The sequence below is a fragment of the Nocardia sp. NPDC058058 genome (genome assembly GCF_042885355.1).
In the GTDB taxonomy this organism is placed as follows: domain Bacteria; phylum Actinomycetota; class Actinomycetes; order Mycobacteriales; family Mycobacteriaceae; genus Nocardia.
This window is the reverse complement of record NZ_JBHVSA010000002.1, coordinates 1,112,620-1,128,908: the sequence shown is the minus strand read 5'-3', so window position 1 is coordinate 1,128,908 and position 16,289 is coordinate 1,112,620. Positions and strand designations below refer to the sequence as shown.

General features: G+C 67.3%; 14 protein-coding genes. 8 read left to right on the top strand and 6 right to left on the bottom strand.

What is annotated here, in order from left to right; genetic code table 11:
- Window positions 1-164: 164 nt before the first annotated feature.
- Window positions 165-1,358 (top strand): SLC13 family permease, encoded by a 1,194-nt coding sequence (locus tag ACFVUS_RS19915; RefSeq protein ID WP_387768023.1) that lies wholly within the window; start codon window positions 165-167, stop codon window positions 1,356-1,358.
- A gap of 98 nt (window positions 1,359-1,456) precedes the next feature.
- On the top strand, window positions 1,457-1,891 hold the full coding sequence (locus ACFVUS_RS19910) for an SRPBCC family protein (RefSeq protein WP_387768020.1): 435 nt from the start codon (window positions 1,457-1,459) through the stop codon (window positions 1,889-1,891).
- Here ACFVUS_RS19910 and ACFVUS_RS19905 read toward each other — a convergent pair.
- Both ACFVUS_RS19905 and ACFVUS_RS19900 read right to left on the bottom strand, forming a co-directional pair.
- The gene (locus ACFVUS_RS19905; protein WP_364637358.1) at window positions 1,888-2,235 is read right to left on the bottom strand and encodes a VOC family protein; all 348 of its coding nucleotides are present in this window, start codon (window positions 2,233-2,235) and stop codon (window positions 1,888-1,890) included. The genes ACFVUS_RS19910 and ACFVUS_RS19905 overlap by 4 nt on opposite strands.
- Window positions 2,236-2,249: 14 nt before the next feature.
- Window positions 2,250-3,068, bottom strand: coding sequence for a MerR family transcriptional regulator (locus ACFVUS_RS19900; protein ID WP_387768017.1), 819 nt, complete (start codon window positions 3,066-3,068; stop codon window positions 2,250-2,252).
- Window positions 3,069-3,168: 100 nt separating this feature from the next.
- Between ACFVUS_RS19900 and ACFVUS_RS19895 the strand changes: the two genes are divergently transcribed.
- Both ACFVUS_RS19895 and recR read left to right on the top strand, forming a co-directional pair.
- The gene (locus tag ACFVUS_RS19895) at window positions 3,169-3,507 is read left to right on the top strand and encodes a YbaB/EbfC family nucleoid-associated protein (protein WP_364637362.1); all 339 of its coding nucleotides are present in this window, start codon (window positions 3,169-3,171) and stop codon (window positions 3,505-3,507) included.
- 100 nt (window positions 3,508-3,607) lie between these two features.
- Complete coding sequence (gene recR, locus ACFVUS_RS19890) at window positions 3,608-4,216, top strand: recombination mediator RecR (protein WP_364637364.1); 609 nt, start codon at window positions 3,608-3,610, stop codon at window positions 4,214-4,216.
- 327 nt (window positions 4,217-4,543) lie between these two features.
- On the opposite strand, the gene ACFVUS_RS19885 is transcribed toward recR, so the two are convergent.
- The 3 genes from ACFVUS_RS19885 to ACFVUS_RS19875 all read right to left on the bottom strand — a co-directional run bounded on the left by ACFVUS_RS19885 (window position 4,544) and on the right by ACFVUS_RS19875 (window position 6,754).
- Window positions 4,544-5,782, bottom strand: coding sequence for a hypothetical protein (locus tag ACFVUS_RS19885; protein WP_387768012.1), 1,239 nt, complete (start codon window positions 5,780-5,782; stop codon window positions 4,544-4,546).
- A 131-nt stretch (window positions 5,783-5,913) separates the two neighbouring features.
- Window positions 5,914-6,555, bottom strand: coding sequence for a hypothetical protein (locus ACFVUS_RS19880; protein WP_387768009.1), 642 nt, complete (start codon window positions 6,553-6,555; stop codon window positions 5,914-5,916).
- 16 nt (window positions 6,556-6,571) lie between these two features.
- The gene (locus ACFVUS_RS19875; RefSeq protein ID WP_364637368.1) at window positions 6,572-6,754 is read right to left on the bottom strand and encodes a hypothetical protein; all 183 of its coding nucleotides are present in this window, start codon (window positions 6,752-6,754) and stop codon (window positions 6,572-6,574) included.
- Between the two features lie 130 nt (window positions 6,755-6,884).
- Here ACFVUS_RS19875 and ACFVUS_RS19870 point away from each other — a divergent pair, with 130 nt between their 5' ends.
- From ACFVUS_RS19870 to ACFVUS_RS19855, 4 genes are read left to right on the top strand one after another with little or no spacing between them, the layout of a single operon-like run.
- Window positions 6,885-10,916: a transglutaminase family protein gene (locus ACFVUS_RS19870; RefSeq protein ID WP_387768005.1), complete on the top strand. Its 4,032-nt coding sequence runs from the start codon at window positions 6,885-6,887 to the stop codon at window positions 10,914-10,916.
- Window positions 10,917-10,932: 16 nt separating this feature from the next.
- Window positions 10,933-13,866, top strand: coding sequence for a circularly permuted type 2 ATP-grasp protein (locus ACFVUS_RS19865; RefSeq protein ID WP_387768002.1), 2,934 nt, complete (start codon window positions 10,933-10,935; stop codon window positions 13,864-13,866).
- A gap of 2 nt (window positions 13,867-13,868) precedes the next feature.
- Window positions 13,869-14,744 (top strand): transglutaminase N-terminal domain-containing protein, encoded by an 876-nt coding sequence (locus ACFVUS_RS19860; protein ID WP_387767999.1) that lies wholly within the window; start codon window positions 13,869-13,871, stop codon window positions 14,742-14,744.
- Window position 14,745: 1 nt separating this feature from the next.
- Window positions 14,746-15,792 carry a putative zinc-binding metallopeptidase gene (locus ACFVUS_RS19855; RefSeq protein WP_387767996.1) on the top strand — a complete coding sequence of 349 codons (1,047 nt, stop codon included), beginning with the start codon at window positions 14,746-14,748 and terminating at the stop codon, window positions 15,790-15,792.
- A gap of 13 nt (window positions 15,793-15,805) precedes the next feature.
- Here the strand turns inward: ACFVUS_RS19855 and ACFVUS_RS19850 are convergent, their stop codons facing one another.
- A complete protein-coding gene (locus tag ACFVUS_RS19850; RefSeq protein ID WP_387767993.1) occupies window positions 15,806-16,261 on the bottom strand; it encodes a hypothetical protein in 456 nt (151 codons plus the stop codon).
- Window positions 16,262-16,289: the final 28 nt, after the last annotated feature.

The window sequence follows — 16,289 nt, the reverse complement described above, 5'->3', positions numbered from 1 at the left end:
ATATCGAGTCTATTCCCGTTATCCCGGTGATTATAGTTACTAGAGCTAACTATCCGGGGGATTTTTTCCCCGGAGTTTTTCCGGCCTTTTCCGGGACCACCGATCGCGGCGGCGGCTCGGGGGCCGAACAGCGGTTCCCGGCCCGCCACTGCTTGAATAGGCCGGTGCGCTGGCGTCCGAGCAACCTGGATAAAGTCCGGCTGGCGCTGCTGGCCGCCGGATTACTCTGCGTGGCAACCGGATTGCTACCCCGCGCCGAGGCGGCGGACAATATGCGGCGCATCGCGCCACTGCTGCTGTTTCTCGGCAGCGTGATCGTGCTGGCCGAACTGGCCCGCGCCGCCAAGGTATTCGATGTGATCGCGCATCGGCTCGCGATCGTCGCGGGCGGCGACTACGCCGCGTTGTTCCTACTGTGCGGGCTCTTCGCCACGGTGACCACCGTCGTGCTCAATCTCGACACCACCGCGGTCCTGCTCACCCCGGTCATGCTCGCCCTCGCGATTCCGGCGCGCATCGCCCCGCTGCCGCTGGCCATGACCACGCTGTGGCTGGCCAATACCGCGAGCCTGTTGCTGCCGGTCTCGAATCTCACCAATCTGCTTGCCGCCGACCGCGTCGGCCTCGACGTCACCGGCTTCGCCGGTCGCATGTGGCTGCCGCAACTGCTGTCGACGACCGCCACCATGGTGTGCCTGTGGGTGTTCTATTGGCGGCGTTCGCGGCGCGGCGCGGATCGCTACGTGGTGCCGGAACCGGTGCGCCCGGCCGATTCCCGGGAACGCTGGCTGCTGTGGTCGACCAGCGGGGCGTGCCTAGCCTTCGTGGTGTCGATTCCGCTGGCCGGTGATCACATCGGTTACGCGGCCGCCGCCGCGGCGCTGATCGCCCTGGTGGCGTTCGCGATCTTCGACCGCTCGGTGCTGCGGCCGTCGCTGTTCCCCTGGCAGCTGCTGGTATTCGTCACCGGACTCTTCCTGGTGGTGCCCACCCTGAGCCGCTTCGGTCTCTCGCATCTGATGCACGGATTGATCGGCGACGATCCGGGAACGTCCGGTGCCTTCCGCGCGGCGGGTGCGGGCGCGGGCCTGTCCAATATCGTGAACAACCTGCCCGCCTACACCGCCGGTGAGGCCGTGATCCCGGACGGCAATCGAAATCAATTGCTGGCCTTGCTGATCGGCTCGAACGTCGGACCGATCGTGCTGCCGTGGGGTTCCCTGGCCACCCTGCTCTGCCTGGAGTTCTGCCGCGCCTACGGGGTCCGCGTTCCGATGCGCCGCTTCGTGTTCACCGGTCTCGTGCTCGCGGTGACCGCGACGACGCTGGCCGTGGCCGGCCTGCTGATCGCCGGTTAGCTCGACGCGGAACCGAATCTGAAAGTGTTGTGTGGCTGGGGCTGGGGCTAAAGTCTCCGGAGGCGGAACAGTACAGCCGGGAACTTAAGGAGCACATGGTGGGACAGGTCAGCGCCTCCAGTTCGATCGTCGTGACGGCGGATCCGCAGCGCACCCTCGAGGCGATCGCGGACTACGAATCGGTGCGGCCGCGCATCAACTCCGCGCACTACCTGGACTACAAGGTGGTCGAGGGCGGCAAGGGTGCGGGCACCGTGGTGGATTGGACGCTCAAGGCCACCGAGAAGCGGTCGCGCAATGTGCACGCCACCGTCTCGGTGTCGGATTCCATGGTGACCGAACGGGATTCGAACTCCTCCATGGTGACCACCTGGACCGTGACCCCGCAGGGCAGCGGTTCGCTGGTCACCACGCGCACCAGCTGGAAGGGCGCGGGCGGGATCGGCGGCATCTTCGAGGGCATCTTCGCACCGCTCGGCCTGAAGAAGATCCAGGCCGAGGTGCTGGAGAACCTGAAGCGGGAACTTTCCTAACCGGCGATATCGAAGAGGTTGCCCTCGGGGTCGGCGAGCGTCGACCACTTGATGCCGTACTCGTCGAAATCGGCGATGTGCTTGGCGCCGAGGGCAACCGCGCGCTCGATCTGCTTGGCGAGGTCCTCGCCGTGCAGATCGAGATGCACCACATTCTTGCCCGGCGTCTTGTCCGGCACCCGGATGAACATGAGCGTCGGGGTGACGCCGGTGCTCTGCCCCACCGTGGCGAATTCCCGGTTGGCGTCCGGATCCACGGTGCGCTCCAGCAGCTGCGCCCAGAATCCGGCCAGCTCGGCGGCGTTGTCGCAGTCGACGGTGATATTGGCGATGGTCAATGGCATGGCGGTTCTCCTGTTCAGAGCCGGCCGATGGGCCAGCAGATTTCGGTGATGTAGTCGGTCTCGGCGACATCGCCGGGACCGGCCAGATAGCGTTCGCGGACGGGTTCCGCGAGCGCCGAGTCATGTTCGGCGACATAGCTGCCCAGTGCGCCGTAGGTGCGGTCGAAGTCGGTGAACGGACCCAGGTGCACCGCCACCGCGAACCGGCGGGCGGGCAGATCGATCACCGTGCCGAGCGCGGCGCAGCGCTCCCGATCGGCGGGTGCGATCGGCACGAAGGCCACCACCTCACCGCGATCGTTCTCGAAGAACTCCATGGCGTAGGTCGCGCTGCCGGGGCCGTCCGGTGCGATGCCCGCGGCCTCCAATGCCTGGTACAGCGTGCCGAAACTGGTGTCGCACCAGACATCGATGCCGTCGCGGGAGACCACCTCGGCGATCGCGAGCGCGGGAAAGCTGGGGACGGAACGATATTCGACCTTCAGCGGCTCGGCGCCGGGCGGCAACAGCAGCGTCCGCAGCGAGGCCACCACATCACGGGTGCGGGCGAGTTCGGCTTCCATGCGCTCGAGATGTGCGCGCAGTGCGGCATCGCGTGTCCCGCGATCCGGCGCGTCCAGCACCGCTTTGATCTCCGGCACCGGCATATTCAGCTCGCGCAAACGCCGGATCAGATGCGCCCGCTCCACCTGATCGGTCGAATAGAACCGGTACCCGGTGCTCGGATCCACCAGGGCGGGCGGCAGCAATTCGATCTCGTGGTAGTAGCGCAGCGCTTTCACGCTGAGATAGCTGAGCCGGGAGAACTCCCCGATCGGAACCGTCGCTGTCATGCCTTCAGCGAACACTCTCCCACCGGGGGAGAGTCAAGAGCGCCGCGCGGAACGACGACTAGGCTGGGCACCGTTACTTCCCCCGCAGAGAGGACACGCCGTGCAACCCGGTGGAGAGTTCGATATCCAGCAGTTGATGGCCCAGGCGCAGCAGATGCAGGCAGCCGTGATGGCCGCACAGCAGGAGATCGCGGAGTCCGAGGTCGAGGGCGAGGCGGGCGGTGGCCTGGTGCGCGCTCGGATCCGCGCCACCGGTGAGGTGCTGGCGCTGACCATCGATCCCAAGGTGGTCGATCCCGAGGATGTGGACACCCTGCAGGACCTGGTCATCGGCGCGCTCAACGCGGCCATGGAGAATGCCCAGCAGCTGGCCGCCGATCGGCTCGGCCCGCTGGCCGGCGGTCTCGGCGGACCCGGCGGGGCGCTGCCGGGTTTCTGAGCCCGGGCTGCTGAGATAGGCGCTGCCCGGCTGATATGACCGCGTCCGGGTTTCGGGCAGGAATACGGCCGGGCGGTTTCGGCCACGGGAAGGTGGAGGCGTGTACGAGGGTCCGGTTCAGGATCTCATCGACGAGCTGGGCAAACTGCCCGGTGTAGGTCCGAAGAGCGCACAGCGCATCGCGTTTCACCTACTCGGCGTGGAACCGCCGGAGATCGACCGGCTCCAGGCGGCCCTGCAGAAGGTGCGCGACGGAGTGCGTTTCTGTGCCGTCTGCGGCACCGTCTCCGATGGTGAACTGTGCCGGATCTGCTCCGACCCGCGCCGCGATCGCACCATGATCTGCGTGGTCGAGGAGCCCAAGGACGTGCAGGCCATCGAGCGCACCCGCGAATTCCGCGGCCGCTATCACGTCTTGGGCGGAGCCCTGGACCCGTTGTCCGGCATCGGCCCCGATCAGCTCCGCATTCGGGAACTGCTGCAGCGCATCGGCAACCAGGAAGACGGCATCGACGTCAGCGAAGTCATCATCGCCACCGATCCGAACACCGAGGGCGAAGCCACCGCGACCTACCTGGTCCGCATGCTCCGCGATTTTCCCGGCCTCAGCGTCACCCGCCTGGCCTCGGGCCTCCCCATGGGCGGAGACCTCGAATTCGCCGACGAATTGACCCTGGGCCGAGCACTTTCCGGCCGCCGCGCCCTTTAAGGGCGGCGGTTACGAGAGTTGTCTATGTCCATACCGGCGGAGCCAATGCCGCCGGTTGTGGACAGGGAATGTGCTGACTGTTCCTGGGTATATCCGCGCCCGCCCCCGTGGCGTGCAAAGCGACTACCGCGGCCAGCGCGGCGGCTATTCCGGCGAGTACCGCCAGGCTCTTACGCAGCCTCGGAGTCGCTTTCTTCGGGCGTAGCTTCACAGTTCTCTCCTCGCTCGGGGGGAACGGCACCGCAGGAAATTAGTGAAAGGCTAGCGTTCCTTCGGCCGCGCAGACTTAATCTCCCGGGTGCCCAATCCCGAATCGAGACGCTGTTGTTATTCGGCCGCGCACATCGACCGCAGTACCCCGCGCATGATCGGCCACCCGTATTTGGCCGGAGCGAAGGCCATAACCTTGGCGATATTGATCGGCGTCAGCACCGCTGAGCTGGCGATACCGCCGATTCCCGCCGCCATGCTCGCCAGGCTGATGAGCAGGCTCGCGCTGTCCAGTGTCGCGTATGCCAGGTCCCCGGAGTTCTCGATGGAAACATCGGCGAGCGGCACGGTTTCGTGCAGTCGTCCCTGCTGGATATCGAATCCCAGATTGGTGAGGAAGGTCAGCGGCCCGTAATCGATGGCATTGGGAATCGGCCCCAGCTCCTCGACGGGACGCATGACCAGCGGTCCCGCGACGTGATGGTCGCGCAGGAATGCCTGAATCGAATCATGCGCATTGTTCAATGAGTCCCGATCGACCGGCAGATCGGGATGGTTCGCCAGAAACGTACGGGTCCGCTCGAATATCTGCCGGGTGCTGAGACCGCTCGCCGGGCGGCAATCGTCGTTCGCGAGCACCAGTTGATTCGCGAGATCCTCGATATGCGCGGGCACGTCGAAACTCTGATAGATCTCGTCATCGGTGAAGGAGAGATCCAGCGGCGCATAAGAATTGGGCAGATTACAGGTATCGCCGACGCGATCCTGAATAACCCGCGCCATCCGGTGCACGCCCTTGAACATGCCGCCGACCATGCCGCGCAACATATATCCCACGCGCGGAACCATATTCGCGGCCATCTGGGTGGGAATTCGCACGATCCGATTGGAGAGGACGAAGACCTCGATGGCGTCGTTCACGGTGAGTTCGGAGACGGTGACGGTGGTGTCCATCCGCCCGGTGCGCACGGCGTCCAGGCCGTTCACGATGTAGGTGACGATCGGATCGTCGATATCGTCCAGCCGCTGCGCGACGGTGCCGGGATCGACCGGCAGCAGGTTGCGGTGAATTCTGGTGGCGGCCACGGTTTGCCGGAATTCATTCACTTGCTGGTCGTATGCCACCAGCTGTGTCGGCGGTACGACGGTGCGCAGCGCCGAAGCGGCAGCGGTGATGACATTGTCGAAAGTGGGTGCGCCGGTGGCGCAGTCGACATCGCTGACGGTCACCTCGGCGAGCGTGCCGTCCGCGGGCGCGGCCTGCGCCGTGCTGCTGGTCGGGGTGAGTACAGCGACGCCGACCAGGGCGGCGATGGTGCATGCGCCCGCCAGTGGCGTGAATCGAGAGAACTTCATCGGGTCTTCCGTGCTGGGTCCGGGCGCGCCGGAGCGCACCTGGAACGACAAATCGGTTAGGTAAGGTTTACCTCACGATGTCCGATTTGTCGCATGGTTGCTAAACCATTGCCCTGTCTGGTAAGCCCAGCTCAGAAGGTGATGCGCTGCCAATCCAGGGCATCGAAGTTCGACCGATCGCCGAGCGTCCACGACCAGATCAGATCCGCGACGGTCGCCGGATCATCCACTCGCACGGTGAAATGGCGGTCCGGCGAACCGTCCCGGAACTCCACGTCGTAGCGGCCGTTCTCATGCCGATAGGTCTGGATGTAGGTCTGATCGCCGCTCTCCACGATCAGGTACGGCCCGGGCGCGGTGAGTTCGGGCACCCACAGGTGTGCGAGTTCGCTTGTGAGATAGGGGAAATCGCCCGCACCGCCGTGCGAGACCGATACCGGCACCGCACCGGCCGGATCGATCAGCCAGGCCAGCTGCGGATCGTAGAGGGCGTACCCGCGCGGGGTCGCCAGCTCGAAAAGCATTGCGCGCACATGGCCGATGGCGTCATACGGGCTGGAGACGAACAGCGCCTGTCCCATCGCCCCGTCCGCCGCGGGCGCGGCGAGGAAGGCGTCCTCCTCGATGAGCTCACCATTGCGCGCGTCGAGCTCGGCGGCCATCGCGGCCACCGGCTCGGCGGCGGGTTGGCGATCCTGCGCGGTCAGGAACGCGTCGATCTCGGCGGCCGTCGCGGCGACGCCGGAGGGTAGTAGCACGTGGTCGTAGCTCACCTGACCAGGCTAGTAGTCACCCGGCGAGGGTCTGCGGGCCGGTGCTGAACTCGGGCTCGACGCATTCGCAGCCGCCCGCGATATCGGAGCAGTCGGCCAGGTACGGGTGGCGTAGCCGATCGGTATCCGCGCATGCCCAATCGGTGCACTCGGCCGAACCGTCGGCATGTGCGATCAGCGTTCCATGGCAGGAATTCATGCGTCCTCCTTCAACCGTCTGCTCGAAATCCAAGCACCCGGGTCCGACAAGCAGGGGGAGGTCACCGCGTGTCGTCCGATCTGTCGGGAATAAAGCCAGCGTGTCTCGGGCTGGCGTGGTGAACTTGACTATGGGGATTCGGGTTTCCCTCGAACATCGCACCACCTATACCTTCGATCGCCCCGTGCGGATCCATCCGCACGTGGTTCGTTTGCGACCCGCGCCGCATACGCGCACCGCGATCCAGTCGTATTCGATGCACGTCACCCCGGCCGAACACTGGGTGAACTGGCAGCAGGACGCGTTCGGTAACTTCCTGGCGCGCCTGGTGTTTCCGGAACCGGCGCAGGAGTTGTCCATCACCATCGGCCTGATCGCCGATATGGATGTGGTCAACCCCTTCGACTTCTTCGTCGAAGAGGCCGCCGAACACTATCCGTTCACCTACATTCCCGCGCTGGCCGCCGATCTCGAGGCCTATCTGCGCCCGGTCGACGAGGGCGAATCCGGTTCCGGCCCAGGCAAAGCCGTCCTCGACTGGGTCGCCCGGCATCGGCCCGATGACGGACCGCGCACCATCGAATTCCTGATCGGCCTCAATCAGGCGCTGTGCCAGGACGTTCGGTACACCATCCGGCTCGAACCCGGTGTGCAGACACCGGATCACACGTTGGAGACCGGACTCGGCTCCTGCCGCGATTCGGCCTGGCTGCTGGTATCCATTCTGCGCGAATACGGGCTGGCCGCGCGCTTCGTCTCCGGGTACCTCATCCAATTGGCCCAGGATGTACCGTCTTTGGACGGACCCTCGGGACCACCGGCGGACTTCACCGATCTGCACGCCTGGACCGAGGTGTACCTGCCCGGTGCGGGCTGGATCGGCCTGGACCCCACCTCCGGCCTGTTCGCGGGCGAGGGTCACATACCGCTGGCCGCCACCCCGCATCCGGTCTCCTCCGCCCCCATCACCGGTGCGACCGATCCGGTCCAAGCCACCCTCGACTTCACCAATACGGTGCACCGCATTCACGAGGATCCGCGAGTAACGCTGCCCTACAGCGATATTCAATGGGAGCGCATCGCCGCGACCGGCGCCGCCGTGGATGCGCGCATGCACGCCGCGGGCATCGATCTCACCCTCGGCGGCGAACCCACCTTCGTCTCCCTCGACGACCAGACCGGTCCGGAATGGACCACCGACGCCGACGGCCCCCGAAAGCGGGAGCGCGCGGCCGATTTGGCGCAGCGCCTGCGCCGCGTCCACGCCCCGCGCGGCCTCACCCAATACCGCCAGGGCAAGTGGTACCCCGGAGAACCGCTGCCCCGCTGGGAAATCGCGCTGCTCTGGCGCACCGACGGCGAACCCCTGTGGACCCACCCCGAACTGCTCGCCGACCCCTGGCTCTCCCCGCCGATCGCCCAGCTGAACCAGGTCGCGCACCGCTCCGGGACGCGCACCACCGATGAGCAGATCCGGGCAAGCCGCGCGAACGAAGAACGCCGCGCCGCCCTGCTCGGCGAACAGCGCCGCGCCCGCCAGGCGAACGAGGCGCTCGGCGCACCCATCGTGCCGACCCCGCTGCACCTCAGGCCGGATCCCCTTGCTCCGCAGCCGGATAACACTGTTCCCGCACCTCCCGGGACCGATCCCGATGGTGCGCTAGCAGCGCATTCGGCGGACGCGAGTCCCGGCATCGATTCCGCCGCGCCGCAACGCGATAGCGCGGCGAAGCCGCCGGCCGAGGCAGATCCGGAGTCGGCCGAATCGGTCCCGTCCGGGTCCGGCGACCGGGACGTTCCAGATGATGGTTCCGCGGATCTCGATGCCGGTAACGGTGCACGCCATCCGGCCACCGATTCCGATACCGTGCAGCGCGGCAGCACGGAGGCTCCGCGCGCCGGGGCGGGCACGTTCGAATCCGGTGCTGGTCGTGCCGATCCTGCCGCAGGTAACGGTGCACCGCATTCGGCGGCGAATGCGCATCGGGATTCGATGCTGGAACACGATGGGGGAGAGGTTGTCCGGAGCGCTTCGAGCGCCGACGACGGCGTGGATGACGCGCGTGATCTGATCGCGCATGTGGTGGCCGGGCTGGGGCTGCCGCGGTCGCAGGTGCGGGCGGCATATGAGGATCCGCTGCTGCGGATGGCCGCGCACGCGGCGCTGCCCAGTGGCGATCCGGTCGACCGCGAGGACGATCTTGCGCCGGAACGTGATTCGGCACTGGCGCGGCGAGAACTGCTGGCACGACTCGATTCCGGAGTCGGCGCACCGGCGGCGTATGTGCTCTCGCTGTATCGCCGCGCGGACGAGGCGGGCTGGGCCAGTGCGGACTGGCGGCTGCGGCGCGGGCGAATCATATTGACGGAGGGGGATTCTCCCGCCGGACTGCGGTTGCCGCTGGGTTCGGTGTCGTGGCAGGCCCCGCCCGCGCGACCGGAGGCGGATCCGTTCGCACCGCGCCTGCCGCTCGCGGTGGATGAGCCGTCCGCGGTGGTGGAATCGGCCGATCGCGCGCCGATCACCGCGCTGGTGGCGGAGATTCGCGATGATCGGCTGTACGTCTTCCTGCCGCCGGTGACCGAGTTCGGCGCGTTCTGCGATCTGGTGCGCCGCGTCGAGGAGGCGGCGCTGGCCATCGGTCGGCCCGTCGTGCTGGAGGGGTACGGCCCGCCGGTGGATGACCGGCTGCAATCGCTGTCCATCACCCCCGATCCGGGCGTGATCGAGGTGAACGTGCAGCCGACGACGAGTTTCGCCGAACAGTCGACGCTGCTCGAAAACCTCTATGAACAGGCCAGATTGGCGCGCCTGAGCACCGAATCATTCGATGTGGACGGCACCGATCGCGGTACCGGCGGCGGCAATCACATCACGCTGGGCGGGGCCACCCCGGCGCGCTCGCCGATGCTGCGCCGCCCCGATCTGCTGGTGTCGATGCTGCGCTACTGGCAGCGGCATCCCGCACTGTCGTACCTGTTCTCCGGCCGCTTCATCGGCCCCACCTCGCAGGCCCCGCGCGCCGATGAGGGCCGGGTCGAGGCGCTCTACGAAATGGAGATCGCGTTCGCCGAGATCGCCCGCCTGAGTCGCGATTCCACTTCGGGCGTCGGGGGAGCGGGCGGTCACGCGAGATATGACGACGGCGTGCTGTCCGGATCGCAGGGCGCGATCCCGCGCGAGAACGCCGCCGCCCCCTGGGTCGTCGATCGGGCGCTGCGGCATCTGCTCACCGATCTGACCGGAAACACCCATCGCGCCGAATTCTGTATCGACAAGCTGTACAGCCCGGATTCCACGCGCGGGCGGCTCGGGCTGGTGGAGCTGCGCGGATTCGAGATGCCGCCGCATTTCCGGATGGCCATGGTGCAATCGCTGCTGGTGCGGGCGCTGGTGCTGCGATTCTGGGAACAGCCGTACACCGCGCCGCTCATTCGGCACGGGGCGAATCTGCACGGGCGCTATCTGCTGCCGCATTTCCTGGCCGCCGATATCGCCGATGTGGTGGCCGATCTGCGTTCGCACGGTATCGAATTCGATATCAGCTGGCTGGAACCGTTCTCCGAATTCCGCTTCCCCCGATTCGGGACGGTGGTGCTCGGCGATGTGGAAATGGAACTGCGGGGCGCGATCGAACCGTGGAACACCCTCGGTGAGCAGACCACCGCAGCCGGGACCGCGCGCTATGTGGATTCCTCGGTGGAGCGCATGCAGGTGCGGGTGACGGGCGCGGATCGCGGCCGATATGTGGTGACCTGCAATGGTTTCCCGATTCCGCTGATGGCCGCGGGCAAGGCCGACGTGCAGGTCGGCGGGGTGCGGTATCGCGCCTGGCAGCCGCCGGAATCGCTGCATCCGACCATCACCGTGGACGCGCCGCTGACCTTCGACGTGGTGGATCTGGAGACCGGTCTGTCCCGGGGCGGCTGCACCTATCACGTCGCGCATCCGGGCGGCATGTTCTATGCCGGGCCGCCGGTGAACGCGATGGTGGCGCAATCGCGGCGCAACCGGCGCTTCGAACCGGCCGGGCATACCTCCGGCCCGGTCGACATCGCGGATCTGCGTGCCAAAATGGCCATACAGGCCACGGACATCGGCGCGCCTGGGATCCTCGATCTACGCCGGGCGCGCACGGTCTGGGGTAGTGGCGACCGGTAGGCACACGCTGAAAGTGGTGACGGTGGGAGCTGCCGGGGAGTACGCGAAATACCGTGCGGCGGCAGCCGATACGGGTTCCTTCGACGCCGTCGGCCTGCCCGTCGACGGCTACTACGACGAACTGGTGAACGACGGCGGCCGCCTGCGCCCACTCTGGTCCGAACTCTCCGCCGAATTCCTGGAGCAGGGCCGGGACGGTTTGCACGCCCTGGACGCCCGGGTGCGCCGCCGCATCGAGGACGACGGCATCACCTACACCGATCTCGGCGGCGACGCGAATGAGCCCGCCGCACCGCGACCGTGGCGGCTGGACCCGATTCCGCTGCTGCTGGACGTCGCGGACTGGCAGGGCCTGGAGGCGGGCGTGGTGCAGCGTTCGCGGCTGCTGGACGCGCTGCTCGCCGATGTGTACGGACCGCGCCGCACCCTCACCGCGGGCCTGCTGCCGCCGCAGGTGGTGTTCGGCTACCGCGGCTATATGCGTGCGGCGCACGGGATCTCGCTGCCCGGGCGGCATCAGCTGTTCCTGCACGCCTGCGATATCAGTCGCCGCAGCGATGGCGGCTTCCGGGTGCTGGCCGATTGGGCGCAGGCCCCGTCCGGCGCGGGTTACGCGCTCGCGGACCGGCGGGTGGTGTCCGCGGCCATTCCGGAGGCATTCGAACTGGCCAGCCCGCTGCCGTTGAATCCATTCGTGCGGGCGATGCGCCTGATGCTGGTGGAGGCCGCGCCGCACGGCGCGGCGGAGGAACCGGTCGTGGTGGTGCTGAGCCCCGGCCCGCATTCCGAAACCGCCTTCGATCAGGCGTATCTGGCGTCGGTGCTGGGCTTCCCGCTGGTGGAGAACGCGGACCTGGTGGTGCGCGACGGACGTTTGTGGATGCGTTCACTGGGCACGCTCAAACAGGTGGACGTCGTTTTGCGCCGCGTGGACGCGGAGTTCTCCGATCCGCTGGATCTGCGGCCGGATTCGCGCCTGGGCGTGGTGGGATTGGTCGAGGTGCTGCGGCGCGGTGCGGTCACCGTGGTCAATACGCTCGGCAGCGGACTGCTGGAGAGTCCGGCGCTCGCGGTCTTCCTGCCCGAGCTCTCCCGAGCGCTGCTGGATCAGGAGCTCATCCTGCCGAGTGTCGAAACCTATTGGGGCGGAGACGATTCCCAGCGCACCAAACTGCTCGCCGACCTGCCGCGACTGGTATTGCGCTCCACCGCCGACGATTCCACGGTTTTCGGGTCGCTGCTCACCCGCCCGCAACTCGCCGAATGGCGTGATCGCATCACCGCCGAGGGCTGGAAGTGGGTGGGCCAGGAACCCGCCCGTTTCTCGGTGGCCCCCGCCGTCGCCGGTTCCGGCGAGCTCGCCGCCGCGCCGGTCGCTGTCCGGCTGTTCTCGCTGGCCGGGCGGGTCGGATATCGCGTCATGGCGGGCGGACTCGGCCAACTGCATCAGCGCACCGGCCCCGACGGCATGATCGGCGAGGCCACCGCCAAGGACATCTGGGTCCGCGCCGCCCCCGCCGCCGTACCCGCCGTGGAGATCGCGGAGGAACGCGAACGCCGCGCCCCCGTACTCCCCACCCCGGATGTCATCAGCTCCCCGCGCGTCCTGAACGACCTGTTCTGGATGGGCCGCTACGCCGAACGCGCCGAAGCCGCCGTCCGCCTGCTCGGCGCCACCCACGACCGCTACCAGGACTACCGCTACCGCCCCTGGATGGAGGGCGCCGACGCCATGCCCATCCTCATCGCCGCCCTGGGCCACATGACCGGCACCACCCCACCCCCGCCGAGAAAGACACCGCCGCAATCGGATTCGACCGGCCCGGCATCGGATCGCGTTGGCGCTGATCCGTATCCGGCCGGGCAGCAACAGAATTCGAACGACCAACGGCAGAGCGAAGGCGGCCTGTCGCAGAGTCAAGGTTCGAGCGGGCAGACTCAGGGCTCCGGCGGCCAAGGCCAGAGCCAGAGTTCCGGTGGGCAGAACCAGAGTCAGGGTTTCGGTGGGCAGAGCCAGAGCCAGGGTGGGCAGAGCCAAGGTTCAGGTGGGCAGTGGCAGAGCCAAGGCATGTCGCCGGAGTCGTCCGCGGTGGCGCGGCGGCGGGAGTTCTCCGATCAGCCGACGGTGCCCATCGCGCTGCCGGGCGCTTCGCGGCGCGATCACGGGTATCTGGTGTCGCTGACGGTGGATCGGGAGTTGCCGGGTTCGCTGGCGTTCGCGATCGAGTGCTACGGGAAGGCGGCTCGCGCTGTGCGAGACCAGCTTTCGCCGGATACCTGGATGATTCTCGGCGCCATCGACCGGGCGCTGTCGGAATATCGTGGCGCGCGCGGGGATCGGGGTGCGGCGCTGTCCGCGGTGCATTCGCGTTCGCTCGCCGCGCTGCTGTCGCTGGCCGGGATCGACGCGGAATCCACCGTGCGCGATACCGGCTGGCATGTGATGGATATCGGCCGCAGGCTGGAGCGCGGCCTGGCGCTGTCGTCCCTGCTCGCGGCCGCGCTCACCGATTCCTATCCGGATCCGGTCACCCGGGTGGTGACCGAGGCGGTATTGCAGGCCAGTGTCTCGGCGGTGAGTTATCGCAGGCGGCACGGTGATTCGGTGCGGGTCGCCGCACTCGCGGGCCTGCTGCTTTTCGACGAGGGCAATCCGCGCTCGCTGGCCTATCAGCTCGAACGCCTGGAGGCGGACTTCCTCGCGCTGCCCGCCGCCTCGGGATCCTCGCGCCCGCAACGGCTGTTGACCGATGCTCAGCGAATGCTGCGTCGCGTCGACCCGGCCGATCTGGAGGTCACCGATGGCGCGGGCTGCCGCACCGAACTCGCCGAACTGCTCGACGGTGTGCACCTGCGCCTGCGCAAGATCTCCGAATCCTTCGAGACCACACGGCTTTCGGTGCCGCGCGAGATCCAGCCGCTGTGGGGCTCCACCCGGGTGGTGGAGTGAGGATGCGCCGCTATCGGGTCATGCACAGCACCGTCTACGTGTACTCGGACGCGGTCACCAGTTCCTACGGCCGCGCCTATCTGAGCCCGCGCGAATTCCCGGGCCAGCGTTTGCTCTCGCACGAGATCCGCATCGATCCGGTGCCCTCGGATCGCTCGGTCGGCACCGATGTGTACGGCAACACCACCCTGTATTTCCATGTCACCGCCGATCATCGCCGCCTGGAGGTGACCGGTGAATCGGTGGTCGAGGTGCGCAACCCGCCCGATCCGCCCGCGCCCGCCCCGTGGGAGAAGGCCTGCCCGTCCATCGAAAACGGTCCGCTCGCAGTGGAATTCACGCTCGATCTGAATCCGCCCGAGATCATTCCCGAGGTCGCCGCCTATGCCGCCGAATCGTTTCCGCCCGGCCGCCCGCTGCTCGAGGCCGTCGAGGAACTCACCACCCGCATCTACACCGATTTCACCTACGAATCCGGTTCCACCAATGTCAGCACCCGCGTCGCGGACGTCTTCGCCGATCGGCGCGGCGTCTGCCAGGATTTCGCCCGCCTCGGCATCGCCTGCCTGCGCTCGCTGGGTCTGGCCGCCCGCTATGTGTCCGGTTATCTCGCCACCGATCCGCCGCCCGGTAAGGAACGCATGATCGGCGCGGACGCCACGCACGCCTGGGCCGCGGTCTGGCTGCCGGACGGCAGCGCCGAGGGCCACTGGGTCGATTTCGATCCCACCAACAATCAATTCGCCGATGAACGCTATGTGACCGTGGCCTGGGGCCGCGACTACGCCGACGTGCCACCGGTGCGCGGCATCATCTACACCGACGCCAAGGAGAGCAGCATTCGGGTCTCCGTCGACGTCGCCCCGATAGAGGTGTGACATGCGCGATTTCGCCTGCCCGAACTGCGGTCAGCAATTGGCCTTCGAGAACTCGCTGTGCCTGAGTTGCCGCAGCCCACTGGGTTTCAGCCTGGCCGACCGCACCCTGCTGGTGCTGGCCAAGGATGCCGCCCCCGAAGCTGTGCACAATCATCCACAGGTCGAGGGCATCGACCCCAACCTGGATGGCGTGGTGGACGCCAACACCTTCCGGCTCTGCGACAACCGGCATGTGGCGCAATGCAATTGGCTGGTGCGCGGCTCCGGTCTGTGTGAATCCTGTCGCCTCACCCGCACCCGCCCGTCCGATCAGGACGAGCACTGGCTGCCCGCCTTCGCCGAGGCCGAGGCCGCCAAGCGCCGGCTGCTGGTGGAACTCACCGAACTCGGCCTGCCCATCGTGGACCGGCACGCCGATCCGGAGTTCGGCCTGGCCTTCGATCTGCTCGCCAGCGCCGACCACCAGGTCATGACCGGCCATGAGAACGGTGTCATCACACTGGATCTCGCCGAGGGCGATGACGTGCACCGCGAACAGTTGCGGGTGGAGATGTCCGAGCCCTACCGCACCCTGCTCGGTCACTTCCGGCACGAGATCGGCCACTATTTCTTCCCCGTGCTGGTCACCGATGCCGAGATGGACCGGTCGCGCACCCTGTTCGGCGACCCCTTCGCCGACTATCAGGCGGCCCTGGACAAGCACTACGCCGACGGTCCGCCGCCCGGCTGGGAATCGAGCTACGTTTCCTCGTACGCCACCATGCACCCGGCCGAGGACTGGGCCGAAACCTTCGCCCACTACCTACACATTCGCGACACCCTCGATACCGCCGCCGCGTTCGGCTTCGCCCCGGCGGGCGCGACCATGGACCGTCCGCAGGTGGGCCGCTCCGGTTTCGACCGCATCATCGAACTCTGGCTACCGCTGGCCTGGTCGCTGAACATGGTGAACCGCTCCATGGGCCACCCCGACCTCTACCCGTTCGTACTGGCCGGGCCGGTGCTGGAGAAAATGCGGTTCATTCACGAACTCTGCACCGCCGCTTGATAATTCGCGGTGGCTAGACGCGATGCGCGGTGAGTTCCATGACGGTGTACGCCCCGACGCCGGGCTTGTACGACTCGGGCACCACATTGTCCATCCGCAATCGGAAGACCCCGTCCACGGTGTCATCCACCATGATTCGCCACTCCCAGTCGCCCCCGTAGGTCGCCGACAGTTCGACCTGCGCCCCCGGCCGCGCGGTACCCGTCAGCACCTGCGGTCCGGGCTTCTGATGCCAGGTGTCACTCCACAGCGCCTGTGCGTTCCCGTCCTCGTCCGCGCCCACGACCAACAGTCCCTGCTGCGGTCCGTCCGCCGGATGGCTCCAGGTGTAGCCGATCGACGCCAGATTCCCGCCCGCCCCGAAGGTGACCGTCACGGTCGCGGCGGAGGTTTGCATGGTGTCGGTCGGCATCAGCCGAAAATCGTTCGCGCCGGACCATTGGCCCAGCAGATTCGCCAGCATCGCCATGCGGCCGAGGGTAGCCGCGCACCTGGGT

Bases quoted from the DNA above. Each gene is read 5' to 3' on its own strand.
- ACFVUS_RS19875 (WP_364637368.1), bottom strand. From the start codon at position 6,754: ATGAATTCCTGCCATGGAACGCTGATCGCACATGCCGACGGTTCGGCC.
- ACFVUS_RS19900 (WP_387768017.1), bottom strand. From the start codon at position 3,068: ATGACAGCGACGGTTCCGATCGGGGAGTTCTCCCGGCTCAGCTATCTC.
- ACFVUS_RS19850 (WP_387767993.1), bottom strand. From the start codon at position 16,261: ATGGCGATGCTGGCGAATCTGCTGGGCCAATGGTCCGGCGCGAACGAT.
- ACFVUS_RS19860 (WP_387767999.1), top strand. From the start codon at position 13,869: ATGCGCCGCTATCGGGTCATGCACAGCACCGTCTACGTGTACTCGGAC.
- ACFVUS_RS19885 (WP_387768012.1), bottom strand. From the start codon at position 5,782: ATGAAGTTCTCTCGATTCACGCCACTGGCGGGCGCATGCACCATCGCC.
- ACFVUS_RS19855 (WP_387767996.1), top strand. From the start codon at position 14,746: ATGCGCGATTTCGCCTGCCCGAACTGCGGTCAGCAATTGGCCTTCGAG.
- ACFVUS_RS19870 (WP_387768005.1), top strand. From the start codon at position 6,885: ATGGGGATTCGGGTTTCCCTCGAACATCGCACCACCTATACCTTCGAT.
- ACFVUS_RS19905 (WP_364637358.1), bottom strand. From the start codon at position 2,235: ATGCCATTGACCATCGCCAATATCACCGTCGACTGCGACAACGCCGCC.